Source organism: Candidatus Brocadia sinica JPN1 (assembly GCF_000949635.1).
GTDB classification, from domain to species: domain Bacteria; phylum Planctomycetota; class Brocadiia; order Brocadiales; family Brocadiaceae; genus Brocadia; species Brocadia sinica.
In genome coordinates this window covers 1,846,003-1,870,898 of the sequence record NZ_BAFN01000001.1, presented here as the reverse complement: position 1 = coordinate 1,870,898, position 24,896 = coordinate 1,846,003, and the positions used below count along the sequence as shown (strand labels likewise).

Genomic DNA, 24,896 nt, shown 5'->3' with positions numbered 1-24,896 from the left:
AGAATTAAACTTCAGGTAGAAATTTAGCCAATTCCTGCATCCACTTCCATGTTTCGTTCTTTATTTCTTCGGCCTCAACTCCGTCCTTGAATGAGTCTTCATTATCTTCAATAAAACAATAAATCTTTCCTAAAAATTCCTTCAACTCGGCAACTTGTTTCAGGATATCCATTATTATTTTCCTCCGGAAAATGTAAAGATGTTCATTGCAATTTTGTGGATATTAAACCATAAAAATGCAAAAAATACAAAAGTATAGTACCGGGTACGAAAACAACCAACAACGGTAAGGTTCTCCTTCCATCCGGTAACGACTATCAAGTTATACCGAATACCGCTTAAATGAAGTGAAAATTCCTATACAATTAAATTAAAGAGTGGCCGGGGGTGTGTTCCGGCAAATTTACATACCCCTGTATCCCCTCTTTCTAAAGGGGAATCATAAAAGGTTGAAATTCCTTTTATAACAGGTAATGTCAGGTATCTGATCGAACTAACTTTTTGAAGTTGTAAAATATCGACTCATTTGTATAATCATAATATGCTGAGATTGTAGAGTGATTCTGTTAGCTTCATTTTACGTTAATATTTTTGGAGTCCAGCCATGATCAGGGAAAAACACCTGTTACTCAAATATGGGTGAGCATACTTACTGAAGTGGCGGTGCCATTTCCGGGTTCGATGGACAGGGTATGGACTCTTCATAATCCACACGGAACACGTCTTTTAAAGGCACAAGGTATTTTGCCTGCAATCCACCGGTTGTTCATCAAGAGATATTCCTTCATCCATTTCTCAGCATTCTGTAAGGGAAAGACACCGTCCTTCTTCCAATAGTTCATTGGATAGTTCTTTGTTTTTTAAAATAACAAACAGGAGGTGTCTATACAGATGGAAAAATCGGATATTTTACATAACCTGGCTCAGGCCGTAATTGATATGGACATAGTTCGCGCCAGTAAAGCAGCTGCTGAAGCAATAAGCTGCAAAATTGATCCCTATGAAGCAATAACGGATGGTCTTGCGCGGGGGATGGAAAAGGTCAACGAACTGTTTGAGAACGAGGAGTACTTTGTTCCGGAAATACTCCTGTGTGCCGATGCCATGTATGCCGGAATCGAAGTGCTCAGGCCTTATCTTCCAAAGGAGACGGCGTGGAACAAGAAAAAGGTGGTTATCGGTGTCGTAAAGGGGGACACCCATGATATCGGGAAAAATCTGGTGAAAATCATGCTGGATAACGCCGGGTTTGAAATACACGATCTGGGCAGAAATATCCCCTATGCAAAGTTTGTTGATACTGCCGGCGAGTTAAACGCTGACCTTGTTTGCCTTTCTACCCTCATGACCACAACGATGGATGGCATGCAAGTGGTTATTGAAGACCTGAAGAAAGCAGGAATACCTTCCAGGGTCATGGTTGGCGGTGGCCCTATATCCCCGGGATTTGCAGGGAACATCGGCGCCGATGGCTATGCAAAGAATGCCGCCGAGGCAGTCAAGGTCGCAAGGGGTATGTTCCAGGGCATTCAGATACCACGAACGATGAAAACTCCGGAACTCGTGAGTGTCAGGAAAAACCGGGAAGGTGCGCGATGAATTGTGCTGATGAAATGACACCCAAAGAGAGGATGCTTGCAATCCTGCAGGGGAAGGATGTCGACAGGTTTCTCGTAAGTCCCCTGATCCTGAATTATGCATCAAGAAGTTTAAATCTCACGGTAAGAAGTTTTTGCACAAATGGCAAAAACATGGGAGATGCAAATATCGCCTGCTTTAAAAAATACCATCACGATATCGTTTATATTTTTTCTACCACCTCTACTCTGGCAGAGGCGATGGGCACCAAAATGTATTTTCCCGAAGATGACGCACCCCAGGTGGAAACCCCATTTATACAAACACGGGAAGACTTGAAGAAATTAAAACCAGTAGACCCGGAGAAGGACGGGAGACTTCCGGTGTACCTGGAGGCAGTGAAGCGATGTGTAGATGTTATTGGGAATGAGGTCTTTATAGTGCCCGTTATCGGGGCGCCGTTTACGACATCTGCTGCTTTACGGGGAACGGAGACTTTTATTAAAGAACTTTATACAGATCCGGAATTGATTCATACCGTAATGAAGGTTGCTACCCAGTCGGTTAAAAACCTTATCGATGCCTTTGTAAAGGCAGGCGGTGTGCCTGTTACCGTTGAACCTGTAGCTACAGGTTCCATGATAAGTGAAAGGCATTTCAGGGAATTTGTCCTGCCGTACCTCAAGGAGGTATATGCGCATATTCATTCTTTCAGCCTGCCGGGTGTACTCCATATTTGCGGTAAGACAAAAAGGGTAATACAGTGCATGGCTGAGAGCGGAGCTGATATCCTGAGTATCGATAACATTGATTTGTTTGAGGCTAAGACACTGGTAGGCGATAAGGTCTGTTTGATGGGGAATGTAAGCCCTGCAGATGGCATGCTCAAGGGGAACCCGGAGGTAATAACCACTATGGTAAAGGATTGTGTGATTAAGGCATCCGACAACCCGAAGGGATTTGTACTGGCTACTGGATGCGAGGTGCCCATCAAAACGCCGCACGAGAATATGGTTGCATTTCTTGAGGCAGGCAGGAGGTTTGCCCGGCTTCCGATTCATGTAAATTAGGACGAGGATTTTCTCGGATAAACGCAGGTGCTGAAGTATAAAGGTGGATTGAGCGAAGCGAATCTACCAAAAAATTTCGTAACATTTTAGCAGTTTTAAAATAGCCTTTAAATAAACCACCACTGCTTGTTCCCAAACTCCTGTTTGGGAACACCATTGTAGAGAAACTGAGTTTCTCGTCCACTACACTCCCAAACAGGAGTTTGGAAGCGAGCAGCTGAAAGTTCCTCGCCCCTTCTAAGAGAGGGTTTTGGTGAGCGGTATTTTGGAATATATTTATGACAGAAAAAGAAAGATTACTAAAAGTTCTTTGTGGCGAGAAGGTTGACAGACCTCCGGTTATCAGTCCCGGTGGCATGATGACTATGGCCAGCAGAGAGGTTATGGAAAAGACGGATTGTCGCTGGCCAGCGGTACACAGGGATGCAGAAAAGATGGCAACGCTTTCGATTGCCATGCACGATGAGGCAGGGATTGAAAACCTGGGCATCCCTTTCTGTATGACGGTAGAGGCCGAGGCCCTGGGCGGAGAAGTGGAGGACGGTGACGAGGTTACCGAACCCCGTATAATACATTATCCATTGAAATCCGCTGAAGAGTGGAGAAGTTTAAAAGAATTAAATCCTTACAAAGATGGGCGCCTTCCCGTCATTCTTGCGTGTACTTCCCTGTTGAACCAGAGATATCCTGATATTCCGGTAATTGGAAATTTGATAGGCCCGTTAAGCCTTGCCACTTCTCTGATAGATGCGACGGCACTTTTTAAAGCACTCAGACGGATACCTGAAGAAGTTCACGGTATGCTTGGTTTTTTAACGGATAATGGTATCAGGTACGGCGAGGCGCTAATCAGGAGCGGTGCTGATCTTATCGTAATATCCGATCCCTCTGCAACGGGTGAAATACTCGGCCCGAATATGTTCGATGAGTTTGCACTTCCCTATCTCAATAAGATGATACATCGTATGCATGCGCTTGGCAAACCGGTCATCGTGCATATCTGCGGGGATGTAAGTTCCGCCTACAAACAAATTGAAAGGCTGGCCACGAAATGCATCAGTGTGGATTCTGCTGTAAACATAAAAGAAGCGAGGGGCTCGCTTCCAGGCAAAAAGCTGATGGGTAACGTAAGTACCGTACTCCTGCAAAACGGGCCGTCTGATAAAATCCAAAAGGTCTCAAAGAACCTTTTAGATTTCGGTATCGATATTCTTGCCCCTGCATGTGGCCTCAGTGCCAAAACACCTGTCAGACATATCAAGGCCATGACAGAAACAGCAAAAAGCGTTTAAAATGTACGATTTCAGATTTATGATTTACGATTTAAATGAGTCAGGAAATAGAAATAACTTTTTATCCAATAAAAATCAGTGGTAGGGTGACAAAGGGAATTACCATCCTGGAGGCGGCAAGGAGTCTTGGTGTAAATGTTGAGGGTCCCTGCGGTGGCATCGGTAAATGCGGAAGGGATCTGGTACAGATAAGGAAAGAAGGAATTCTCCACACAGTTCTTGCCTGTAAAACTCCAGTAGAAGCGGACATTGAGATTATTCTCCCGTCACATGAAAAGAAAGCGCTGAAGATTGTTGAAGGCTTTTATTCAGGAGGTAACAGGGCATACAGTATCGATCCTTACATAAAAAAAGAGCTGATATATAATGAGCATGACCTTTGTTTTACAAATGTGTATGCTAACGATAATCCGCTTTTCACGGAGAATGGTAATACAAAAGACCAGACCTATGGGATAGCTATAGACATCGGAACAACGACGCTGGTCGCGTCGTTAGTTGACCTTACTAGTGGCGAGGTATTGAACAGTTCGTCAACGCTGAATCCTCTGGTGTACTACGGTCACGATGTCATGTCGCGGATAAAATATGCCGCATCCCGACAGGATGGCCTTCTCAGGATGCACAAAGAACTCATCTCTGCCATTAATCTTTTGATTCAGGTTTTATCTTCTGAAAGGTCTGTAAGGCCGGAGAACATCTATCAGATCGTAGGGTCCGGCAATACGACGATGCAGCATATTTTCTTAAATAAAGAAATAAAGAGGATCGGTGAGTATCCCTATCAGGCCGAAACCCTTGATATCTGTACTACTACAGCCCGGGAACTCTCCATTCATATTGCTGCAAAAGCCCCGGCAACAACCTTCCCATGCATTTCTGCCTATGTGGGAGGTGATATCGTCTCCGGGCTTCTGGCCATTGACATGAAATCCTTAGAAGTACCTGCCCTTTTTCTCGACATAGGCACCAACGGGGAGATTGCACTTATCCTGAACGACCGCACCGTTGCATCGTCTACTGCTGCCGGTCCCTGCTTCGAAGGAATGACCATAAGCTCCGGCATGAGGGCCGGTGAAGGTGCGATTGAACATGTCAGATTTGACGATGAATTGTCTTTGGAAGTTGTCGGTGGTGGTCAGCCAAGAGGTATCTGCGGAAGTGGGCTTTTGGATTTGGTCTCGGAACTTGTCAGGACTGGCCTTGTAAATCCCCGGGGGCGTTTGCAGACCCACGATCGTGTAAATAACCTGGCGCAGCAACCCGCAACCGAATCTTCCCTACCAAGCAGCAATTTAACATCCCTCCTATCAAGCTCCAATTTAATCCCCCCTATCAAGGGGGGCGAAGGGGGGTGTAAAGATGTTTGCATAAATGAGAAGTCTTTACACAACAATACGATAGAATATAAAAAGAATCTCTTTGAGAAAAATGGGAAACGTTATTTCCGTTTGACGGATAACGTGTCAATATCACAGGAAGACATACGGCAGGTTCAACTGGCAAAGGCCGCCATCAGGGCCGGGGTTGAAATCTTACTTGCCAGATGTAACGTCAAGGCAGAGGAACTGAAAACAATCATCATCGCAGGGGGATTTGGCTATCACCTGAACGAAAGAATCCTTTTTGGCATCGGTCTTTTACCTGAGGCAACAAATACAAGGATTTCTTTTGTGGGCAATTCCAGCCTGGAGGGCGCTGTAAGGGTGCTCTTAGATAAAAAATTGATGAACCAAGCGGTTCAAATTGCCAGGACTGCTCAGATGTTGGAACTTTCTCAAATCCCGGAGTTTGAGGATGTTTTTGTCAGGGAGATGCATTTTTAAATTTTATAAACCAATGTTTTCTAGTAATGAATGGTGGGTTCGCTTTGCTGCTTAATCCACGCTACCCAACGGATATTATCTAACGGCTGGTTCAGGCTTGTAGCCTGAATCAAGACTTTTGAAGCGTTCAAAGTCCTTGCTGTTTTACCCTGTTGAAGTCTAAAAACATTTCGGTGCAATATGCAAGATTGGCGTGCCCAGCGAAGAAGCGTTGTTGAGAGCGCTTAACTTAATCTGGTAAAGTGACTCATAACTCCTTGAATCTGCCTTTTTTGAAATCGGAAATAGCTTGCTCTGCAATGGCGTCAAGCCTGCCTGATTTTACATCTTCTTCAATCTGTTTATCCCATGTTGCGGCATCAAATTCTTCAAAAGCAGTCTTTCGCCTAGAGGGCCTCCCTTTTTTGCCCATTCATAATTTATATCGTTATAAGACATAGAATTTGTTCATCAGCTCGATTTCTCATTGTCCCTGTGCCTAACAATAACTAAGCCGTTCCGGCCACAGACTTTTGCCAAAATCAAACCAGCGTTATTCCGGGTCGACCTTGAGTGACTTGTTAGAGGATGTCACTCTTTGATTTGAATTCTTCGCTGAAAACACTTGTAATTTCTTCTTCCCACTCATAATTGATCCTGTGATACGAGAAATGCACAACTCCTCAAGGAGCAGTCTGCTTGCTTCCCCAATTTGATCAGATAAGAAAGGGTAGGCCACGACGCAAATGAAGTCGAAATTTCGGCCATGACGCAACACCCTACCAGGAATTGTCTTCATGCCACCGAGAATCATGCCGTATCGACAGAAAGGGTAAATGCGCTTGATGCACTCTGCTTTATACGAATAAACAATTGCATCGTGGGTTGTAACACCGCCATATTTTACTTCTGCAATCACTCTTGGAATTATAGTCGTATGACCCTCAGTTTTTTCCTCATAAATTAAGAAATCTTGTTCAAATCCAGTCCCTTTACCTCGAATTGGTAACCCTGTGTCGGTGTCAACACCCATTTGAACAACGCCGTCATCATCTATAGGCATCTCGTAAAGAACGCTGACGTCAGAATCAGCTTTTGCATCGGTAATTGCAGGTGAGACAGCGGCGAGCAACTCTGCTGTAAATTGTTTTTCAGTCATTATTTATTAGATGTTCTCTATTCGATGTTGTATTAGCTTGGGGTTTCGTTTACCATGAATTACTGCAAGCACAACAATATTTTCTCTTTCAACAAGGTAGATTGCTTTGTAAGGAAACCGCCTGATAAGATGTTTTCTTGTTCCTTTAAACACTATCGGATGAATTGTCGGATTTTCTTCTATAAATCTCAGTGCTGCGTCAATCTGCAACAAGAAGTCATAACCCAAGCCCTTCCTTTTGCCTTCATACCATACGAACGCTTCTTTTAAGTCGTCTTCAGCCTCAGGCCTGATAATTATTTTGTATTTCATTTATTACCGGTGAGCCTTTTTAAAACTTCTTCCCACGGAGACCCTATTTCTGGATTTCTGTGGTATGCCGCCAGCCGTTCATCAACGATCTTTTTCTCTTCTTCAGTTAATTCGACAGAGTCTGCTTCAGCAGCTATGGTATCCCAAATATCTTCAACGAGCTGAATCCTTTCCGGGATTGATAAAACAAGAGTATCGGTTGCGGTTATTTTTTTCATGCTATTCACTCCTTTCTTACTTTTTATTCTATTGGATGCCCAACTTAAATTTGAGAGATTTTAAGGTGTTTTTCATCAGCATGGTAATAGTCATGGGCCCAACACCGCCGGGAACAGGGGTTATGTATCCGGCAATTTCTTTAGCCGCTTCAAAATCAACGTCGCCTTTTAAAATGGGAACCATCTTTTTGGGGTCGTCCTTGCTGGGCTTTTCACCAACCCTGTTGACGCCTACATCGATAACGCATGCACCCGGCTTGATCCACTCCGGCTTTACAAGGCCCGGCACACCCGCGGCAACGATCAGGATATCTGCGCGCTTGCAATGTTCGGCTAAATTTTTGGTCTTTGTATGAACAACTGTAACCGTTGCATCAGCCCCTCTTCCTTTCTGAACCAGCATGTTGGCAATCGGTTTGCCCACGATATTTGAGCGTCCAACGACGACGGCCTCAGCTCCGCTTGTTTCAATGCCGGAACGTACAATCAGTTCCTGAATGCCGGCTGGCGTGCATGGCGGGAATTTTATCTCATCGCCGCCGATCATAAGACGTCCGACATTTACCGGATGGAAACCATCAACATCCTTATCAGGGTCAATGGCATTGATTACCTTTTTTTCGTCGATATGTTTTGGAAGGGGAAGTTGAACGAGGATACCATGAATTGAATCATCTTTGTTGTATTTATTAATAAGCGCGAGAAGGTCTTTCTCCGAAATATCAACGGGTTGATTATCCTGTATCTCTTTAAAACCTAACATGTGAGCAGTTTTAATTTTTAAAGTAACATATGATACAGAAGCAGGGTTTTGACCTACCAGAATGGTTACCAGTCCTGGCACAATGCCATATTTTCCTTTAATGTGTGCTACTTCTGTCGTAATCTCCTGGAGAATTTGCTCTCCGATTTCAGTTCCTTTGATTAATTTTGCAGCCATGAACTTACAATATTCCTTTCTAAAATATGCTTAAAGAAAATTCAGATATACGTAACAAATATCCTGCATTATAATACTTGTGCCAAATTATCCGAATTAATGCGATTTGTCAAGCTAGAATAAACCCTAAATAAATTTGACCGTATTATTTTGTGATGGTTTAAACAATTGAGGAGATGATTGTTTTTTCCTTGATGACTTAAGCGGAACAAGGCCATCAAATTGCTATGTGCTCAGTTTCATAATGCCTGATCGGGATCTTCGTGCTTCATGAGGGTATCTAGATTTGCAGTATTCATTTTCATGGACATTCCATCGCCTCCGTTGCGTACCATGATGATTTCCGCCATGATACTGACCGCAAGTTCTTCCGGTGTAATAGCGCCGATGTTTAGTCCTATCGGGGCATACACTCCCCGTAAACGTTCCGGCGGTACTTTTTCCTTCAAAAGGTTTTTATAAATCTCGATCGTTTTCCGTCTGCTTCCTAATAATCCTATGTAGCGGGCTTGAGTCCGGATGGCTGCAGCCAAAGCCAAATCGTCATACCGATGACCGCGTGTGGCCACAACAATATATGTGTTTGAATTGACAGATACATTTTCGAGTCCTCTGCTGTAATCAGAAATTACCAGGGTTTCTGCTTCCGGGAAACGTTCTTTATCGGCAAATTCAACCCGGTCATCAATAACATACATGCGAAATCCCAGGAGTGAAGCCAATTTCGAAACCGCCTGGTTTACATGTCCGCCGCCTATTAAAATCAGTGTGGGTGGAGAAGTAAAACCCTCAAGAAATATTTCTGTATCGTCCGCGGTCTTGAAATGTCTGCTTCCCCCATGAATTGCCAGTATTTTTCCTATGGCAATAGTTTCCAGTTCCAGCTTACGGTTGTCAAAACTTCCCTGAACAGTACCATCTTCCCGAATGAGCAATTTGGACCCCAATTTGGGTCTTCCCGTGGGAGAGTTTACCACCGTAGCCAATGCTGCCGGCATTTCACCACGATATGCCCGTACAATTTCTGTTGCAAATGACTGAAAATTACCGGTACTTGCAAGGGGATCAATAAAGAAAAACATGGTGCCGCCACAGACAAGTCCATCCCTTGCGGTAAACGCTTCGTTTAAATCGTATTTGCGGTACAACGGGTCTCCTTGTGTGCTTAATAGCTGTTTGGCCACAGACCAGATTTCTCCTTCAACGCATCCGCCGCCAAGAGTGCCAGCACAGCTTCCGTCCTTGCGAATTAATAGTTTTGCACCTGCCTTTTGCGGGGTGGATCCTTTTGTATGGATAACAGTTGCCAGTACACAAGGTTCACCTTTTTCCATTAAACCGAGCGCTTCCTCGATAACTTCTTTCATGGTCTCCTAATCAACATAGAGTTGCAATAAAACACGTTCCGGTGTTAAAGGCGAGACAAAGGCAAATTCTTTTTGCGGTCTGAAGGCACGCATGGCGCACCGGATCGCAAAGAATACACCAATTCCATACATGAGAGGCGGCTCGCCAACTGCCTTGTTCCCATAGGGTCCCAAGGCATTTCCTTCATCTTCGAGGAGCGTTAGCTCTATATCGTCGGGCATAAAATACACATCGGGGACCTTATACGTTGCCAGCGCACCTGAAAGTAATTGCCCCTTTTCATTAAAACGCAGGTCTTCAATAGTCATCCACCCCAATCCCTGAGCCAGACCACCTTCAATTTGACCTCTATCCGCAAGTTCACTCAGTTGCCTGCCCAAATCGTGTACGATCCTGATAGAATCAATATCGTACGTACCACGTAAGCAATCCAGGGTTACCTCAATAATTGCTGTCCCAAAAATATGATAGGCAAACGGATGCCCCTTTTCTTTTACCTTGTCAAAATATATGTCAGGTGTCGCAAAGAACCCGTGAGCAGAAAGACCGATGCGGTTCAGGTGTGCTGTTTGAATCAGCCGATCCCACGTCCAGTCTGTTTTGCATCCATCGCAGAGCACCTTTTCGTCAACAATGGTAATTCTCCCTTTATCCTGCACGCCGAGTTCTTTGGCAACCGCAGATTTTAAACGGTCAAGCACTTGTTCAATCGCTACCAGTGTTGCATTTCCATTCAATACCGTGGTAGCGCTGGCGGCGCTCGGCGACATATTGGCAATCCGGGTGGTGTTTGTGCTCTCAATCTTAACACGATGTTCCCCTACCCCGAACCCTTTTGCGGCAATACTTGCAATATTTGATTTCAATCCTTGTCCCATCTCCACCCCACCGGTAGAAACACTTATGCTGCCATCTGTGTATACGTGGACTAATGCACTTGCCTGATTCATATAGGTCGTGGTAAATGAGATGCCAAAGCAGATGGGCATTACTGCTATGCCTTTTTTTGTCTCAAAGTGAGTTTTGTTATAGTCATTCACCCTTTTACGGATTTCACTCAGTTTATACTTCTCCACGGCTTTATTCCATGTCAAAAGACTCTTGCAATTTCCGGCTCGTTGTCCATAGGGAAACAGATCGTTTTCCCTGAGCAGGTTTTTTGCCTGAATTTCTTCACGGGGCATATCCAGTTTTTCTGCAACTTTTGCGATAGCGCTTTCAATGACAAACATTCCTTGTGGCCCGCCGAATCCCCGAAAAGCGGTATTCGAAGGCAGATTGGTCCGGCAGCAGACACCAAAAATTTTCACATTTGGTATAAAATAACTATTCGTGCTGTGAAACAGTGTCCGTTCTAAAACAGCAGGTGATAAATCCGCAGTGGCTCCTGAATTCTGGTAATGTTTTACCTCATACGCCAGTATTTTACCTTCTTTGGTTACACCAATTTTGAAATCCGATTTATACGGGTGCCGTTTCCCGGTCATTTTGATATCATCTGCACGCCCAAGTACCAGTTCTACCGGTTTTTTGGTATGCCATGCTGCAAGTGCAGCCATGCAGGCCCATGATGTTGCCTGATCCTCCTTACCGCCAAAAGCTCCTCCCAACCGTTTTACCTCAACCTCGATGTTGTGACTTGGCAATCCCAATACCTTTGCTGCATGCTTCTGTACCGCCGACGGGCCCTGCGTAGCAGAATAAATGCAGAAATTATTTTCTTCGAGAGGAATTGCGCGTGCCCGCTGTGTTTCCAGGTAAACGTGTTCCTGACCGCCAATGTCACAAGAACCCTCCAGAACGAGATCGCATTGTTGCCAGGTAGTTTCTACATCACCAAGAATAAGGGTTCTGGGTAAGCCGATAGTTTTCCCTTTTAAAAAGGCCTCTTTCGGATCGGTAACAGCAGGGAGTTCATCAATGTCCAGGGTAATTTTCCTGACGCCTTTTCTGGCAATTTCGGGACTCGTGCCGATTACCAACACCACGGGCTGTCCTACATAACAAACCTCCTCGCCGGCGAGCAGCTCTTCATCCTGAATAATCGGCCCTATTTGGTTCTCGCCGGGAATGTCCTTTGACGTTAATACCGCAACGATCCCATCCATCGAGCATGCGTCCTGAATGCGGAGCGCTGTGATCTTCCCATGCATTACCGGGGAAGAAAATACGGCGGCGTACAACATCTCTGAAGGCGGTGGCATATCATCCACATATTGAGATTCACCCCGTGTGTGGGAGACGGCGTCACTCTGTTTCATAAAAATCCTTTACCGTCATTCTGTCCGGAAAAAGTTTTGTAAAATGGGCAATGATGAGTTGTCGGGCCAAAAGCCTTTTGTAATCCACACTTCCCCGGATATCGCCGATTGGACAAATTTCTTGCTGAATAATGGGAAATGCTCCTTCAACGACTTCCCTGCAAATTCGCTTGCCGGTGAAATAGTGAGAGGTTGCCCGTAAAAATAAGGGGATCGGAGCAACACCGCCCATTGACAGACCAACCTCGCAAATGATCCCATCTTCACAACGAATTTTTATTGCACTATTCACCGATGCAATATCCAGATATTTCCGCTTGGAAACTTTTTCAAAATGAATTTTCGTATGTACCGGGAATTCCGGTATTACAATATCTGTCAAAATTTCTGATGGCATTTTATCGAGTTGTTTGTATCCCTTAAAAAAAGAGGTAATTGGGACGGTTCGGCTTTTTGCATCATTTTTCAGAACCAATACTGCTTCCAGGGCCAGGAGAAGGATCGTCAGATCCCCTATGGGTGAGGCATTGATTATGTTTCCTCCCAGAGTAGCCCGGTTACGAATCTGCAAGGAGGCTATACGAGACATATACACTTGAATCTCAGGGAGTATATTTATTATTTCAGCATGATTCGCAAATGCCTCAAAAGTTGTCAGCGCCCCAACGTGTATGGAACCGTTCTTTTTCGAGATGGCTTTCATTTCGGGATACAAATTCAAAAGATACACCTTGGATTCCGGCAACAATTCTCCCTTTTGTACATAGAGATCAGTGCCACCGGCAATGCAATAGTCAGTTGATGTATCCCCTGGTCCTCTGACAGGGGATTGAATCTTGCGTAGCCGATCGGAAATTTGGGGGAAATAATCGGGAAGCATCCTGTTCGCAACGAGGGCGTCTATTCCCGTATGATCGTTGACGGTATCCTTCAGGAAGGATGCGCTTTGCTTCAGGGAACGATAGCCTGTACAACGACAGAGATGACCACTGAGGGTCTTTTTTACACCCTCTTCATGTATTTCCGTTTTCTCTTTCATCAAATAACCTGTCAGAGAAACAACGATGCCCGGTGTACAAAAACCGCATTGAGTAGCTCCGTCATCAACTATTGCCTGCTGTACCGGCGAAAGGTGTGTCGTGTTCAAACCCTCAATAGTAACCAGGTGTTTTCCGTGGAGTTCGCCCAAAGGCATCAGGCATGAGGTAACAGGTTTGTAAACTACCTTATCGCCTTCAAACTCACCGATCAATACCGTGCATGCCCCACAGTCCCCTTCCTTGCATCCTTCTTTCGTGCCCGTCAATCGCTGTATTCTCCGCAGATAGTCTAACACGAGCATCCCAGGACTCTCTGAAGTGCATGTTTCTTTATCGTTAAGTATGAAGTGAATATCCGATGCCATAAAGCATACCATCACAAAAACAATTTTTTCTAATTACGGTAATTTTCATGTAATTGAACTTAAATAATTCAATAAAATGCCAAAACATGCAATAAAAAACTAAAATTATCCGGTTTGTCCTTTGAGGGTATAATCCTTCATGTCGGTGATAAACAGACACCTTGGGTTGTTTATTTAGCATTACAAAGTATTTGCCTTCGAGAATGTCGACTCTGCGTTTTGCCTCTAATGCCTGAGCAAGTTTTTATCAGGCTCATTCAGCACGTGAATTTGCTTAAAATAGTATTGAATTACGTTTTTGAATGACTTATACTCCGTACATAAACCAAAAGAAATTAAAGGTAAGCCTAAGTGAAAGCAAAGAATACCTGACACGATACGAAAACTGGCTATGACAGATTACCAAATACTACCTTGAACCTTATGCTGATTTTGTAGCAGATGATTATTCTTTTACTCCGCAGAAAAATCCTTTTCCAGAAGAAAAGATACATCCTGGCCTCTATAGGCTTGGAAGGAACACCGAAGATATCAATATTTACAGGCTTGGCCATCCTTTAGCACAACGTATTATTGAGCAATGTAAAAGGCTACTTTCCCTACCTGCAACGATAAACCCCATTTCTGATTTGATAGGTAATGGTAAAGTTGAAAACGAACACACCCCTTGCCCCTCTCAAGAGGGGAGTATAAAAGTCTCCTCTTGGGAGGGGATTCAGGGGTGGGTTTTCATGTTAAGAATCTTATCAATCAAATAGCCCAAAAACAGCAAGCCGAAATCTTGCAAATGAATGCTGAACGTAACGCAGGCTTCTTCGATACCGAGATGGAAAAATTAAACAGGTGGGCAGAAAATGTGAAAAGCAGCATGGAAATTGAATTGAAAGAATTAGATAAAGAGATAAAATGCCGAAAGACAGAGGCGAAAAAGATACTGAATCTCGAAGAGAAGGTAACGGCACATCGGCAGATAAAAGAAATGGAGAAGAAACGTAACGCCATGCGTTTAAATTTGTATCAGACACAGGATGAAGTAGATAACAGGAAGGAAAGACTGATAGATGAGATAGAGGCACGCTTACAACAAAAGGTTGAAAAATCAGAGTTATTTACAATTAGATGGAAACTTATTTAAAATGCCAATAATGCAAAACAACAAATGATTAGAACTCACATGAATAGGCAAGGAGAATTGGCTCTGGACAGCGTTGCTCATTGGTATGCCGATTTGTTGAGACCATCAAGGAGAGATTTATGACAGAGCCCATGATTACTTGTCCGAAATGCCAGACTGAGATTAAACTAATGAGGACCTCGTATGATAAAACTGTATGATACATCAGAAGAGTTTAAAAATGGAAAATAACCAATCAATCATCGAAACACTTATTTCATGGGATGAAAGCATATCCTTTGAGGCAAAGCGTGTTTCAGGTAAAATGGTTCGGAAAGCCCTGGAAACCATCGTTGCCTTTGCAAATACAAAAGGAGGCTTTTTAGTTTTAGGGATGGAGGATTACTCAAAGGCAAAGGGAACCGATCGACTTCTAGGCATCCATGAGAATGCTGAAGCTGTTGATGAACTCAGACAAAAAGTACAACACCAAATTACTCCTCCTATAGATGCTCTTACATGGACGCCTCTCAAGTGCGGACTGCATGACGGTAATCCTGGAGAGATTATTATTATCAACGTTCCGAAGAGTCCGAAGGTTCATTCTATTGTCGAAGACGGTACATGTAAGCGTCTCGATAAAGGCAATCGTGAGATGACCGCTTCCGAAGGGGTGTAATTAGCGCCGAGAGCGAACTCGTGGACGTTCCATTTGAACTTCTTCATACCAACTCATGGAAAAGCTACTGCGAAAACAGAGGGATTAGTTCAGGCGACATTAAGGATAGGATGTTCAGAACCGGCCTAGCACGGAAAGAAAATGATGTTATCTTACCTACAAGAGCCGCTATCCTTTGTTTTGCAGAAGACCCTTCAGGCATTTTATCTTCAAAAACTGCTGTGAGAGTGTTTCATTATGCCGGAACACGTATCGAACATGGAGCTGTTCCTAATCTGCTCAAGCCGCCGAAAACAATTACCGGACCGCTGATAAAACAAATTGCCGATGCATATGCTTACGTAATCAATGAAATAGCAAAAGGTCTGACTCTTGCAAAGTCGGGGTTTGAAACAGTGCATCGTTATCCGACACGAGTAATCAGAGAAGCGATAACCAATGCCGTTATTCACAGAGACTATCATATAAATCGTGATGTCCATATAAGGATTTTCGATAATCGCATTGAAGTGGAAAGCCCTGGACTCTTTCCCGGAGATATAACGACAGATACCATTGAGTTCGCAGGTTCTTTCAACCGCAATCCTCTTATCGTAAACTGTCTCAGGGAGTTTCCCGAACCACCTAATATCGATGCCGGAGAAGGAGTGAGAATGATGTTTGCAACCATGCGTGCAGAGGGACTTTATCCTCCGTTTTATTTTTCGCGGAGGGATTCGATAGTTGTCCTGCTGCTCAACGAAGAACGACCTCCAATATGGGAGCAGGTCAGCAACTGGATTGACCGCAATGGATTTATTACAAACGGACAATTGTGCAGGATTGCTTCTGTTGACACGCTGAAAGCTTCAAAAATGCTTAAGAAGTGGGTTGACATGGAAATGCTTGAAGTGGATATGAGTAAAGGTAAGAAAAATGCATGCTATCGAAAAGCTGGTTCTGCGGCAGAGAGAAAATTTATTAGTTTATTATCCTGGCTCTCGGATAATAAGAAGTCTCCATCGTTATAATTTTAATATTAACAATAACTTACAAAAAATCTTATTATCCTGCAGGAATAATAAAAGGCTGAACTGTAAAAAACATGAACAAAAACCAAAAACTTGAACTCACGTGGATAGACAAGGATAATCAGCCAAAGCTAGAGCCGTGTATATTGATTGAAGATCCTGAAAAGTCGTATGGACACACCCCCAACCCCCTCTCGAGAGGGGAGTATAAAAGTCCCCTCCTGGGAGGGGATTCAGGGGTGGGTAATATGCTTATCTATGGTGATAACCTGCTTGCCCTGAAAGCCCTTGAGCAGGACTTTGCAGGACAGATAAAGTGCGCATGCATTGACCCGCCTTATAATACCGGCAATGCCTTTGAACATTACGATGACGGGCTGGAACATTCCATCTGGCTGAGTCTGATGAAGCCAAGAATTGAAATACTGCACAGGCTGTTACGTGATGACGGAACACTATGGATAACAATTGACAATGATGAATGTCATTATCTGAAAGTGCTTTGTGATGAGATTTTTGGAAGAAGGAATTTTGTGAGCAATGTCGTTTGGGAAAAGAAGTTTTCACCGCAAAATGACGCGAAATGGCTTTCTGACAGTCACGATCATATTTTGGTCTATGCCAAGAATAAAGACATTTGGAGGCCTAATTTATTGCCAAGAACTGAGGATATGGATTTCCGTTATTCTAATCCAGACAATGACCCAAGAGGGTCATGGACATCGTCTGATTTAACCGCTCAAGAACCTTTTGAATATGGCGTATACGAAATTGTAGGTCCGACAGGCAAAGTGTTTTCGCCAGGTAATAATCGTCATTGGGTTTATGGTAAAGAAAAGATGGAAGAACTTATTGCAGATAAAAGAATTTGGTTTGGTGCATCAGGAAATAATAAACCAAGATTTAAACGATTTTTATCAGAGGTTCAAAAAGGGATTGTATCAAAAACAATTTGGTACAGAACAGAGGTCGGAGATAATCAGGAAGCGAAGCGTGAAGTAAAGGTATTTAATGACGATGATGTTTTTGCAACGCCAAAGCCTGAACGCTTAATCCAGCGCATTCTAACCTTAGCTACGAACCCCGGCGATTGGGTTTTGGACTCCTTCTTAGGTTCAGGCACGACTGTCGCTGTTGCTCATAAGATGGGGCGCAGGTGGATAAGTATTGAACTTGGCGAACATTGCCATACCCATTGTCTGCCGCGGTTGAAAAAGGTTGTTGACGGAACGGATCAGGGCGGCATATCAAGAATTGTACACACCCCTTACCCCTCTCAAGAGGGGAATGAACCCACCCCCAGCCCCTCCCAAGAGGGGAATAAAAAAAGTCCCCTCCTGGGAGGGGAGAAAGGGGTGGGTTGGCAGGGCGGCGGTGGTTTCAAATATTACTATTTAGCCCCGAGTTTACTGAAAAAGGATAAACATGATAACTGGATTATTGACGAACGTTATAATGCCGATATGCTTGCCGCAGCGATGGCAAAACACGAAGGCTTTAGATACTGCCCGGACGAGCATATTTACTGGAAACAGGGTCGTTCTACGGAAAAGGATTATATTTTTATTACTACACAGTTTGTTACGGTACAGTCTCTGGATAAGATTCACGAAGAAATGAAACCGGACGAAAGCCTGCTGATTTGTTGTAAATCTTTTCAGAAAGCCTGCGAAAATCGTTACGCTGCTATTACCATAAAAAAGATTCCCAAGATGTTGCTTGGCAGGTGTGAATTTGGAAAAGAGGATTATAGCCTAAATATCATCAATTTGCCTGAACCCACCCCTGACCCCTCCCAAGAGGGGAATATAAAGAAAGAGACCTCCCAGGATGGGAATTTGAAGAATCCCTCCAAGGAGGGGAATAAGATGGGAATATCTCAAGAGGGGAATAAACACACGCCCAACCACCTCTCAAGAGGAGAGCATGAAAGTCCCCTCTCGGGAGGGGATTTAGGGGTGGGTAAATCGGGTAGAGATAAAAAGCCCAACAAAGATAATTCCACAGGAAAAAATGTGAAACAAAGAAAATTATTCAAATGAAACGGAAGATCATCATACCCTATAACCCTAAATTGAAGGAAGTGGCAAGACGATTAAGAAAAAGCAGCACTTTATCTGAGGCATTGTTATGGAGGTATTTAAAGAAGAAAAAGATGTGCGGGTATGACTTTGACCGTCAGAAGCCGATAGATAATTATATTGTGGATTTTTTCTGTAATGAATTGATGTTAGCAATCGAAATTGACGGTATCAGTCACGAAAACAAGAGTGAAGAAGATAGAATAAGACAATCAAAATTGGAATCTCTCGGAATAAGGTTTCTGAGGTTTTATGATTCAGACATAAAGAAGAATATGCAAGGTGTTTTGTGGGTTATCGAAAATTGGATTAAAGAACACGCAACATTACCCACCCCTAACCCCTCCCAAGAGGGGAATTTTAAGAGACATTCTCCCATTACTAAAGAAGAGTAATGGTCGAACAAAAAAAATGAGCGGACAAAAAAGCCTTTTTCCAAAGGAAGAAGCATATGAAAAATAGTCCAGCATCCACGATTGAACAGACGTATAAAAGCATAAAGACAGTTCTTGAAAAGGCGCGGTCAAAATCTTTCAAAGCTGTTAATGCAGCAATGGTACGGGCCTATTGGTATATTGGTAAAATTATTATAGAGGAAGAACAGCAAGGTAAGCAGCGGGCTGAATATGGCGCATCTCTTATCGAAGAGCTTGCTAAAAGACTGACGGTTGAATACGGTCAGGGATTTAATAAAACCAATCTCTGGTACATGAGACAATTTTATCTTTCCTTCCAGAATCTCCACGCACTGCGTGGAGAATTGACATGGACACATTACAGGTTGTTGTTAAAAATAGAAAAGCCGGAAGCCCGTGAATTTTACATAAAAGAAACAATTACAAGCAATTGGAGTACAAGAGAGCTTGAGAGACAGATAAACTCTCTGCTTTTTGAGCGGCTTGCATTGAGCAAGGACAAAAAAGGAGTGCTCGAACTTGCAAAAAAGGGCCATCATATTGCATCTCCTGCGGACATTGTAAAAGACCCCTATGTGCTTGAGTTCCTCGGTTTAGAGAAACAAGAGAGGTATTTGGAAAAGGATATTGAGCAGGCATTGATAGACAAGCTTCAGCAATTTTTGCTTGAATTGGGAAAAGGTTTTTCTTTTGTTGCACGCCAGCAGAGGATTACTCTCGATGGAGACCATTTTTATATTGATCTTGTTTTTTATAACAGGCTCACACGTTGTTTTGTGCTAATAGACCTGAAGGTAGGGAAACTGACCCATCAGGATATTGGACAGATTTACCCTGTTAGATATGAGGTAGCTGCATGAGTTTTTATTATGTATATACTTTGCTTTCTGAAAAGGATGGTTATTATTACGTTGGCTATACTAATAATCTTCTTAAGCGGATGAACGAACATAATAAAGGAAAGGTTCATTCAACCAAATCCCGATTGCCAGTTATACTTGTCTATTACGAAGCATGTTTAAACCAACAAGATGCAACAAAACGGGAAAAGTACCTAAAATCCTCTTGGGGTAAACGATATTTAAAAAATCGAATAGCGAACTACGTAGAGGAGGTAGGCGATGTTATCTAACTGGGTAAAGATGTATGTCAATTATTATAAAAGAACCCAGATGGTAGAGGGAGAAAATGAACCTATCGGCATACTCCTTTGTGCTGAGAAAAACAAAGCTGTTGTAAAGTACACTTTACCGGAAGGACAAAAGCAGATATATATTTCCAGATATATTCCCTATTTGCCGACAGAAGAAGAATTGAAAACTGAAATATTACGTGAAAAGGAACTCATAGAAATGGAAATAAAACTGAGCAAGGACAAAAAATGAACCGCGTAGCCATTGCAATTAAAAATCGCTTAAGCCTTCGTCCGCCACAGGCTGACAGCCTGAATATACTGGCAGAGCTGACGGACAAACTAACGTTAAAAAAACACACCCCCAATCCCCTCTCGAGAGGGGAGCATAAAAGTCCCCTCTTGGGAGGGGATTCAGGGGTGGGTTCTTTCCTTCAACAAGAATTGGAGAAAGTTAAAAGCGCCTATCCTACCTGCGTTGACTTTGAGAGAAATTTCCCGTCAATCTGTTTTTCGCTGGCCACAGGGGTTGGCAAGACCCGACTGATGGGGGCGTTTGTTGCCTATTCGTATCTTTCAAAGGGGATAAAGCACTATTTCGTGTTAGCGCCGAATATTACCATTTATAATAAGCTTATTGAGGATTTTTCCAATCCGAATTGCCCAAAATACGTATTTCAGGGCATTGAAGAGTTTGTTCATAACCAGCCTCGTATTATTACCGGTGATAATTATAGTTATAATGTACTACGTCAGAAAAAAATGTTTGTATCCGATATCCATATCAATATCTTTAACATCTCGAAAATAAATGCCGAAACAAAGGGCGGTAAGCTTCCACGAGTAAAAAGGCTTTCAGAATATTTAGGAGATTCTTATTTCAATTACCTTTCCAGCCTTGATGATCTGGTTTTGCTGATGGACGAATCACATCACTATAGGGCAGATAGGGGAATGCAGGTTATTAATGAATTAAACCCCATTTTAGGATTAGAACTTACCGCAACCCCACAAGTAGAACGAAGCGGAGGTGCTATTAAGTTTAAAAATGTCGTGTTTGAATATTCATTAGCAAAGGCTATCCAAGACGGTTTTGTGAAAGAGCCAGCAGTGGCTACCCGCAAAGACTTTTACCCTTCCCAATATTCCAATGATGAACTGGACAGGATAAAACTGGAAGACGGCATTCGTATCCACGAAGACACGAAAGTGGCCTTGGATATTTATGCACGTGATAATAAAGTAAAACCTGTAAAGCCTTTTGTGCTGGTTGTTGCCCAGGATACGACCCATGCCGGTAAATTAAAGCATTTGATCATTTCAGACGCATTCTTTGAAGGGTATTACGCCGATAAGGTAATGGAAATCCACTCCAGCCAGACGGGTACGGAAAAAGAAGAAAATATTGCACAGCTGATTTCTTTGGAAAAGCCAGAAAATAAAATCGAAATTGTTATTCATGTCAATATGCTGAAAGAAGGCTGGGACGTAACTAATCTCTATACGATTATTCCCTTAAGAACGGCTACGTCCATGACCTTGAGAGAACAGACTATTGGCAGGGGTTTACGCTTGCCGTATGGGAAAAGAACGGGTATTGATAAAGTGGATAAACTTACGATTGTCGCCCATGATAAATTTCAGGAAATAATTGACGCGGCCAATCAACCCGATTCTATTATCAAAAGGCAAAATATTATAGAAATTGATCCACAGGAAATTATTGGGCAAAAAGAGGTAATCACTTCCATTTCAAACATTGAACAAAAATTTGAGGAAGAGCAAAAAAAGATTAAGCTTATTGCCGAACCTGAAAGCCAGCAAAAAGCACAGATTAATTTAGAACTCAGAAAGACCATTCTTTCTACGCTTCCAGAACTCAATAATGCGGTAACTAACGTTAATGAATTGACAAAGTCAGAAATCAAACGAATAGCGGTAGAAAAGATTAAGCAAAATATCTTCAGTTCACCACAGAAAAATTTATTTGCCGCAGAAATGATAAAAGAAGTTGAGGCAGCTTATGAAACGGTGGTACATGATTTTGTGCAGAACATTATAGAAATTCCAAGAATTACTATTCAGCAAAGCAATGAAGTAAGGTCGGGCTTCAAGGATTTTGACCTTGATACGAGGAGTCTTAATTACCAACCGGTATCGGAAGAAATTTTGGTAAAAAAGCTTCGTGAGCAGGAAAATAGTGTTGATATTATAAGCGGGAAGGGCAGGGGTATACATGACAGTCCGGAAAATATCGTTGTGAATGAACTCATGAATTACCCTAAAATAGATTATGATGAACAGTCTGATTTGCTTTTTAGATTAACTGGTCAGGCAATTGAGAAATTCAGGATGCACCTTGATGACGATAAATTGATGAATGTCGTTCAATATAATAAAAAAGAGATTGGAGGATATATCTATGCACAGTTAATGCAACATTTTTACTTTGAAGCGCCAAGTTATGAAAAACCCCTGGTAAGGCCTTTTACAAGAATAGAAGAACATAATTTTTCAAAATACACGAAAGACAGCATTCATCATTTTACCGAGACAATCACTCCAACCAATGCCATTCCCAATAAGGTATTCAGTGGTTTCAGAAAGGCATACCACAATCTGTATAAATTTGATTTCAAGACAGAAAAAGATTTTTCGGTCATTTTAGAGCAGGACAGAGCAGTGATTAAGTGGCTAAGACCTGCGTCTAACCAATTCCGCATAATGCGGTAATGGTAAATATGAGTTTTGATACATTGGTAAAGAGTTATGAGTATCAAAGCGAATAATTTCTTTGTCCATGCAGGAGAAATTAACAAAAACTGTTCATCTCCTAAAACATGGGTAAAGAATTAGACGCAGAGGCAGGATGCCGGTCTTACGTTTAAGAAAACAAAGAGTTGTGTTTAATCTGCAGATTAGTTTCCTATGGATGGTTTAAACAACAATCCCTTTTTATTCAATCGTTTGAATTTTAAGACCATGAGGAGGGTTTTTACAAGGATTTTGTAATTGAGTTTTGTTTGACCGTGTGTACGATCTTCAAATTCAATGGGGATTTCCTTGATCGAAAAGCCCTTCAAGTGTGCCCGGTAAAATACCTCAGATACGATGGACGGGCCGGTTGAGACCACGGAGTCCAGCTCTATTGCCTCCAGTACCTTTCGTTTAAAGCATCGGTAACCTGAAGAAACGTCTTTGATCTTTAATCCTAACAGAACTCTTACATAGATACCCGCCAGGATTGTGATTGCCTTGCGTATGATACCCCTGTTGACATCTTTCCCGCCGCTTATAAACCGGGAACCAATGACCATATCGGCATCATGGAGCGCTTCTAATAAGTGAGGAATGTATTTGGGGTGATGAGAGAAATCTGCATCCATTTCGATTACAGAGTCGGCCCCGTGTTCCAGGGCATATTTGAAACCGGCGATACCAGCCGAGCCCCGTCCTCTTTCGGTTGCCCTGAGAAGCAGTTCCACCTCAGGATGTTTTTTTGACAGATTTGTTACCACCTCAGATGTGCCGTCAGGTGAGTTGTCATCCACAACGACAATATGAAGGTCTTGAATTTTGAGATTTACTATTTCCTGGATTAATTTTCCTATGTTTTCCCGTTCATTATAAGTCGGGATCATTACGTATGTTTTCATCTAAAATACCCCTTACCCTAACCCTCTTCCGCAAGGGGAGACGGGGCTTCCCCTCATTATTCCTCTCCCTTGATGGGAGAGGTAAGGAGATGGTGATAAAATCCCATACCTTGTTGTGCAGAGTGGGTGGCGTGAATATTTCATGAAATTAAAATAGTTACGATAATATATCAAGGGCAATCAATGACATAATTTGAGCAAAATCAACCAGTTCCTTAATATTGATGGATTCGTTTGTTGCATGTGCCTCGGTCTCATCGCCCGGGCCAAACCCAACGGCTATTATACCCTTTTGAATGAGTTGCTTTGTTACCGTCGCGCCAGACATTCCTTTCGGTTGTGGCCTGGTTCCCAATACTGCTAAAGTGTGCTTTGAAATTAACCCCACCAAAGGATTGTCGATAGGGACGACAGTGGGTATCTGGTTTGAGATGACTCTTAAGTCAAATTTTGCGGAATACTGGGCCTCTACTTCTTTAATAATATTTTTTATATTGTTGACAATGTTATCGGCTGAATCATCCGGCAAATAGCGAATGTCAATCTGTGCCTTGCAGAGGGCAGGTACTATATTCGGGGCTGTTCCACTCTGGATTGATCCAAGATTAAAAGTAGGTGGGGTATGGAGCGGATGTGATGTTTTTTGGAACTTTAATTGTTTTATACGTTCCAGCAAGGGTATCATATTCCATATGGCATTTATCCCTGTTTCCGGCCGGGAGCCGTGTGCCTGTTTGCCATGTGACGTGATTTCTAAAAATAATGCTCCTTTTTCTGTTACATCGATTAACTGCATATTATGCGCAACGTCAGGAATAATAGCGTAATCGGCTTTGATGCCGCATTCATTCACTAAATATTCCAAGCCAAGGGTGGAACCCCGTTCCTCATCGGCAACACCTGCTAATATGAATTGCCCTTTTAATCTGGATTCATTCTCTTTGAGAAATCTTGCAACGGCCATCATGGATGCCATTTGTCCCTTATTGTCAGAGGCACCCCTTCCGTAGATGCGTCCATTTTCTATCCACGCATCAAAGGGGTTCCGTTTCCAGTCGTCACCCGCCGGTACAACGTCTAAATGGCATGCAACCAGCAATGCAGGAGAGCCTTTGCCTATGTATCCAACGATATTTGCCCTGTTCTTTACCTTCTCAAAAATTTTATATGGAATCCGCAATGATTGAAAGAAGTCCTCAACAATACGTACCGCAAGGATTTCATCGCCGGGGGGATTCTCGGTCCTTGCGTTTATTAATTTGCAGGTAAGGTCGACAATTTCCTTTTCCTCATTTTGCATGTAGTTTTTCACACGATTCACGAGATTGTTCGAAGATGAATTATTCATAAGAATTTTTTTAAAAGTAACTAAAAATTTGATAATGAAAACGTTAAAACAA

Annotated in this window: 25 protein-coding genes; 13 read left to right on the top strand and 12 right to left on the bottom strand. The window is 42.8% G+C overall.

Annotated features, from left to right (window positions below):
* Positions 1-4: 4 nt before the first annotated feature.
* The gene (locus tag BROSI_RS19815; RefSeq protein WP_157842449.1) at positions 5-172 is read right to left on the bottom strand and encodes a hypothetical protein; all 168 of its coding nucleotides are present in this window, start codon (positions 170-172) and stop codon (positions 5-7) included.
* A 529-nt stretch (positions 173-701) separates the two neighbouring features.
* On the bottom strand, positions 702-842 hold the full coding sequence (locus tag BROSI_RS20190; protein WP_162183228.1) for a hypothetical protein: 141 nt from the start codon (positions 840-842) through the stop codon (positions 702-704).
* A gap of 49 nt (positions 843-891) precedes the next feature.
* Here BROSI_RS20190 and BROSI_RS08330 point away from each other — a divergent pair, with 49 nt between their 5' ends.
* From BROSI_RS08330 to BROSI_RS08315, 4 genes are all read left to right on the top strand, one after another.
* A complete protein-coding gene (locus BROSI_RS08330; protein ID WP_052563299.1) occupies positions 892-1,599 on the top strand; it encodes a corrinoid protein in 708 nt (235 codons plus the stop codon).
* Positions 1,596-2,648 carry a uroporphyrinogen decarboxylase family protein gene (locus BROSI_RS08325; protein WP_052563298.1) on the top strand — a complete coding sequence of 351 codons (1,053 nt, stop codon included), beginning with the start codon at positions 1,596-1,598 and terminating at the stop codon, positions 2,646-2,648. The genes BROSI_RS08330 and BROSI_RS08325 overlap by 4 nt, the downstream gene beginning before the upstream one ends.
* A 278-nt stretch (positions 2,649-2,926) precedes the next feature.
* Positions 2,927-3,940 (top strand): MtaA/CmuA family methyltransferase, encoded by a 1,014-nt coding sequence (locus tag BROSI_RS08320; protein ID WP_052563297.1) that lies wholly within the window; start codon positions 2,927-2,929, stop codon positions 3,938-3,940.
* Positions 3,941-3,975: 35 nt separating this feature from the next.
* Positions 3,976-5,766 carry an ASKHA domain-containing protein gene (locus BROSI_RS08315; RefSeq protein ID WP_052563296.1) on the top strand — a complete coding sequence of 597 codons (1,791 nt, stop codon included), beginning with the start codon at positions 3,976-3,978 and terminating at the stop codon, positions 5,764-5,766.
* A gap of 247 nt (positions 5,767-6,013) precedes the next feature.
* On the opposite strand, the gene BROSI_RS19810 is transcribed toward BROSI_RS08315, so the two are convergent.
* The 8 genes from BROSI_RS19810 to BROSI_RS08280 form a co-directional block, all read right to left on the bottom strand.
* Positions 6,014-6,178, bottom strand: a complete 165-nt coding sequence (locus BROSI_RS19810; RefSeq protein WP_157842448.1) for a hypothetical protein — start codon at positions 6,176-6,178, stop codon at positions 6,014-6,016.
* Between the two features lie 120 nt (positions 6,179-6,298).
* Complete coding sequence (locus BROSI_RS08310; RefSeq protein ID WP_052563295.1) at positions 6,299-6,904, bottom strand: hypothetical protein; 606 nt, start codon at positions 6,902-6,904, stop codon at positions 6,299-6,301.
* 6 nt (positions 6,905-6,910) lie between these two features.
* Positions 6,911-7,216: a type II toxin-antitoxin system RelE/ParE family toxin gene (locus BROSI_RS08305; RefSeq protein ID WP_052563294.1), complete on the bottom strand. Its 306-nt coding sequence runs from the start codon at positions 7,214-7,216 to the stop codon at positions 6,911-6,913.
* Positions 7,213-7,434 carry an addiction module protein gene (locus BROSI_RS08300; RefSeq protein WP_052563293.1) on the bottom strand — a complete coding sequence of 74 codons (222 nt, stop codon included), beginning with the start codon at positions 7,432-7,434 and terminating at the stop codon, positions 7,213-7,215. Before BROSI_RS08300 ends, BROSI_RS08305 begins: the two co-directional genes overlap by 4 nt.
* Positions 7,435-7,462: 28 nt before the next feature.
* Positions 7,463-8,374 carry a bifunctional methylenetetrahydrofolate dehydrogenase/methenyltetrahydrofolate cyclohydrolase FolD gene (gene folD / locus BROSI_RS08295; RefSeq protein WP_052563292.1) on the bottom strand — a complete coding sequence of 304 codons (912 nt, stop codon included), beginning with the start codon at positions 8,372-8,374 and terminating at the stop codon, positions 7,463-7,465.
* A gap of 239 nt (positions 8,375-8,613) precedes the next feature.
* Positions 8,614-9,741, bottom strand: coding sequence for an XdhC family protein (locus BROSI_RS08290; protein ID WP_052563291.1), 1,128 nt, complete (start codon positions 9,739-9,741; stop codon positions 8,614-8,616).
* A 6-nt stretch (positions 9,742-9,747) separates the two neighbouring features.
* A complete protein-coding gene (locus BROSI_RS08285; RefSeq protein ID WP_052563290.1) occupies positions 9,748-12,003 on the bottom strand; it encodes a molybdopterin cofactor-binding domain-containing protein in 2,256 nt (751 codons plus the stop codon).
* Entirely contained in the window at positions 11,990-13,408 is a 1,419-nt protein-coding gene (locus BROSI_RS08280) for an FAD binding domain-containing protein (protein ID WP_052563289.1), read from the bottom strand. Before BROSI_RS08280 ends, BROSI_RS08285 begins: the two co-directional genes overlap by 14 nt.
* 721 nt (positions 13,409-14,129) lie before the next feature.
* Here BROSI_RS08280 and BROSI_RS08275 point away from each other — a divergent pair.
* The 9 genes from BROSI_RS08275 (at position 14,130) to BROSI_RS08235 (ending at position 22,573) form a co-directional block, all read left to right on the top strand.
* Positions 14,130-14,543 carry a hypothetical protein gene (locus tag BROSI_RS08275; protein ID WP_052563288.1) on the top strand — a complete coding sequence of 138 codons (414 nt, stop codon included), beginning with the start codon at positions 14,130-14,132 and terminating at the stop codon, positions 14,541-14,543.
* Between the two features lie 220 nt (positions 14,544-14,763).
* Positions 14,764-15,201: an AlbA family DNA-binding domain-containing protein gene (locus tag BROSI_RS08270; RefSeq protein WP_052563287.1), complete on the top strand. Its 438-nt coding sequence runs from the start codon at positions 14,764-14,766 to the stop codon at positions 15,199-15,201.
* Between the two features lie 20 nt (positions 15,202-15,221).
* Positions 15,222-16,211 (top strand): ATP-binding protein, encoded by a 990-nt coding sequence (locus tag BROSI_RS08265; RefSeq protein WP_052563286.1) that lies wholly within the window; start codon positions 15,222-15,224, stop codon positions 16,209-16,211.
* Between the two features lie 74 nt (positions 16,212-16,285).
* The gene (locus BROSI_RS08260; protein WP_052563285.1) at positions 16,286-18,253 is read left to right on the top strand and encodes a site-specific DNA-methyltransferase; all 1,968 of its coding nucleotides are present in this window, start codon (positions 16,286-16,288) and stop codon (positions 18,251-18,253) included.
* Entirely contained in the window at positions 18,250-18,687 is a 438-nt protein-coding gene (locus BROSI_RS08255) for an endonuclease domain-containing protein (RefSeq protein WP_052563284.1), read from the top strand. Before BROSI_RS08260 ends, BROSI_RS08255 begins: the two co-directional genes overlap by 4 nt.
* Before the next feature lie 56 nt (positions 18,688-18,743).
* Positions 18,744-19,568, top strand: coding sequence for a PDDEXK nuclease domain-containing protein (locus BROSI_RS08250; RefSeq protein ID WP_052563283.1), 825 nt, complete (start codon positions 18,744-18,746; stop codon positions 19,566-19,568).
* Positions 19,565-19,840, top strand: coding sequence for a GIY-YIG nuclease family protein (locus BROSI_RS21335; RefSeq protein WP_052563282.1), 276 nt, complete (start codon positions 19,565-19,567; stop codon positions 19,838-19,840). The genes BROSI_RS08250 and BROSI_RS21335 overlap by 4 nt, the downstream gene beginning before the upstream one ends.
* A complete protein-coding gene (locus BROSI_RS08240; RefSeq protein WP_052563281.1) occupies positions 19,830-20,093 on the top strand; it encodes a PDDEXK nuclease domain-containing protein in 264 nt (87 codons plus the stop codon). The genes BROSI_RS21335 and BROSI_RS08240 overlap by 11 nt, the downstream gene beginning before the upstream one ends.
* Positions 20,090-22,573, top strand: a complete 2,484-nt coding sequence (locus tag BROSI_RS08235; protein WP_052563280.1) for a DEAD/DEAH box helicase — start codon at positions 20,090-20,092, stop codon at positions 22,571-22,573. The genes BROSI_RS08240 and BROSI_RS08235 overlap by 4 nt, the downstream gene beginning before the upstream one ends.
* A gap of 185 nt (positions 22,574-22,758) precedes the next feature.
* On the opposite strand, the gene BROSI_RS08230 is transcribed toward BROSI_RS08235, so the two are convergent.
* Together BROSI_RS08230 and BROSI_RS08225 are read right to left on the bottom strand one after the other, a co-directional pair.
* A complete protein-coding gene (locus tag BROSI_RS08230; RefSeq protein WP_052563279.1) occupies positions 22,759-23,496 on the bottom strand; it encodes a polyprenol monophosphomannose synthase in 738 nt (245 codons plus the stop codon).
* A gap of 157 nt (positions 23,497-23,653) precedes the next feature.
* A complete protein-coding gene (locus tag BROSI_RS08225) occupies positions 23,654-24,844 on the bottom strand; it encodes a M20 family metallopeptidase (protein ID WP_082059121.1) in 1,191 nt (396 codons plus the stop codon).
* Positions 24,845-24,896 lie beyond the last annotated feature (52 nt).

Excerpts from the sequence above, each read along its gene's own strand:
- BROSI_RS08310 (WP_052563295.1), bottom strand. The coding sequence starts at position 6,904 with ATGACTGAAAAACAATTTACAGCAGAGTTGCTCGCCGCTGTCTCACCT.
- BROSI_RS08235 (WP_052563280.1), top strand. The coding sequence starts at position 20,090 with ATGAACCGCGTAGCCATTGCAATTAAAAATCGCTTAAGCCTTCGTCCG.
- BROSI_RS20190 (WP_162183228.1), bottom strand. The coding sequence starts at position 842 with ATGAACTATTGGAAGAAGGACGGTGTCTTTCCCTTACAGAATGCTGAG.
- BROSI_RS21335 (WP_052563282.1), top strand. The coding sequence starts at position 19,565 with ATGAGTTTTTATTATGTATATACTTTGCTTTCTGAAAAGGATGGTTAT.
- BROSI_RS08320 (WP_052563297.1), top strand. The coding sequence starts at position 2,927 with ATGACAGAAAAAGAAAGATTACTAAAAGTTCTTTGTGGCGAGAAGGTT.
- BROSI_RS19810 (WP_157842448.1), bottom strand. The coding sequence starts at position 6,178 with ATGGGCAAAAAAGGGAGGCCCTCTAGGCGAAAGACTGCTTTTGAAGAA.
- BROSI_RS08305 (WP_052563294.1), bottom strand. The coding sequence starts at position 7,216 with ATGAAATACAAAATAATTATCAGGCCTGAGGCTGAAGACGACTTAAAA.
- BROSI_RS08285 (WP_052563290.1), bottom strand. The coding sequence starts at position 12,003 with ATGAAACAGAGTGACGCCGTCTCCCACACACGGGGTGAATCTCAATAT.
- BROSI_RS08325 (WP_052563298.1), top strand. The coding sequence starts at position 1,596 with ATGAATTGTGCTGATGAAATGACACCCAAAGAGAGGATGCTTGCAATC.
- BROSI_RS08260 (WP_052563285.1), top strand. The coding sequence starts at position 16,286 with ATGAACAAAAACCAAAAACTTGAACTCACGTGGATAGACAAGGATAAT.
- BROSI_RS08330 (WP_052563299.1), top strand. The coding sequence starts at position 892 with ATGGAAAAATCGGATATTTTACATAACCTGGCTCAGGCCGTAATTGAT.
- BROSI_RS08240 (WP_052563281.1), top strand. The coding sequence starts at position 19,830 with ATGTTATCTAACTGGGTAAAGATGTATGTCAATTATTATAAAAGAACC.
- BROSI_RS19815 (WP_157842449.1), bottom strand. The coding sequence starts at position 172 with ATGGATATCCTGAAACAAGTTGCCGAGTTGAAGGAATTTTTAGGAAAG.
- BROSI_RS08270 (WP_052563287.1), top strand. The coding sequence starts at position 14,764 with ATGGAAAATAACCAATCAATCATCGAAACACTTATTTCATGGGATGAA.
- BROSI_RS08255 (WP_052563284.1), top strand. The coding sequence starts at position 18,250 with ATGAAACGGAAGATCATCATACCCTATAACCCTAAATTGAAGGAAGTG.
- BROSI_RS08230 (WP_052563279.1), bottom strand. The coding sequence starts at position 23,496 with ATGAAAACATACGTAATGATCCCGACTTATAATGAACGGGAAAACATA.
- BROSI_RS08300 (WP_052563293.1), bottom strand. The coding sequence starts at position 7,434 with ATGAAAAAAATAACCGCAACCGATACTCTTGTTTTATCAATCCCGGAA.
- BROSI_RS08315 (WP_052563296.1), top strand. The coding sequence starts at position 3,976 with ATGAGTCAGGAAATAGAAATAACTTTTTATCCAATAAAAATCAGTGGT.
- BROSI_RS08225 (WP_082059121.1), bottom strand. The coding sequence starts at position 24,844 with ATGAATAATTCATCTTCGAACAATCTCGTGAATCGTGTGAAAAACTAC.
- BROSI_RS08290 (WP_052563291.1), bottom strand. The coding sequence starts at position 9,741 with ATGAAAGAAGTTATCGAGGAAGCGCTCGGTTTAATGGAAAAAGGTGAA.
- BROSI_RS08250 (WP_052563283.1), top strand. The coding sequence starts at position 18,744 with ATGAAAAATAGTCCAGCATCCACGATTGAACAGACGTATAAAAGCATA.
- BROSI_RS08280 (WP_052563289.1), bottom strand. The coding sequence starts at position 13,408 with ATGGCATCGGATATTCACTTCATACTTAACGATAAAGAAACATGCACT.
- folD (WP_052563292.1), bottom strand. The coding sequence starts at position 8,374 with ATGGCTGCAAAATTAATCAAAGGAACTGAAATCGGAGAGCAAATTCTC.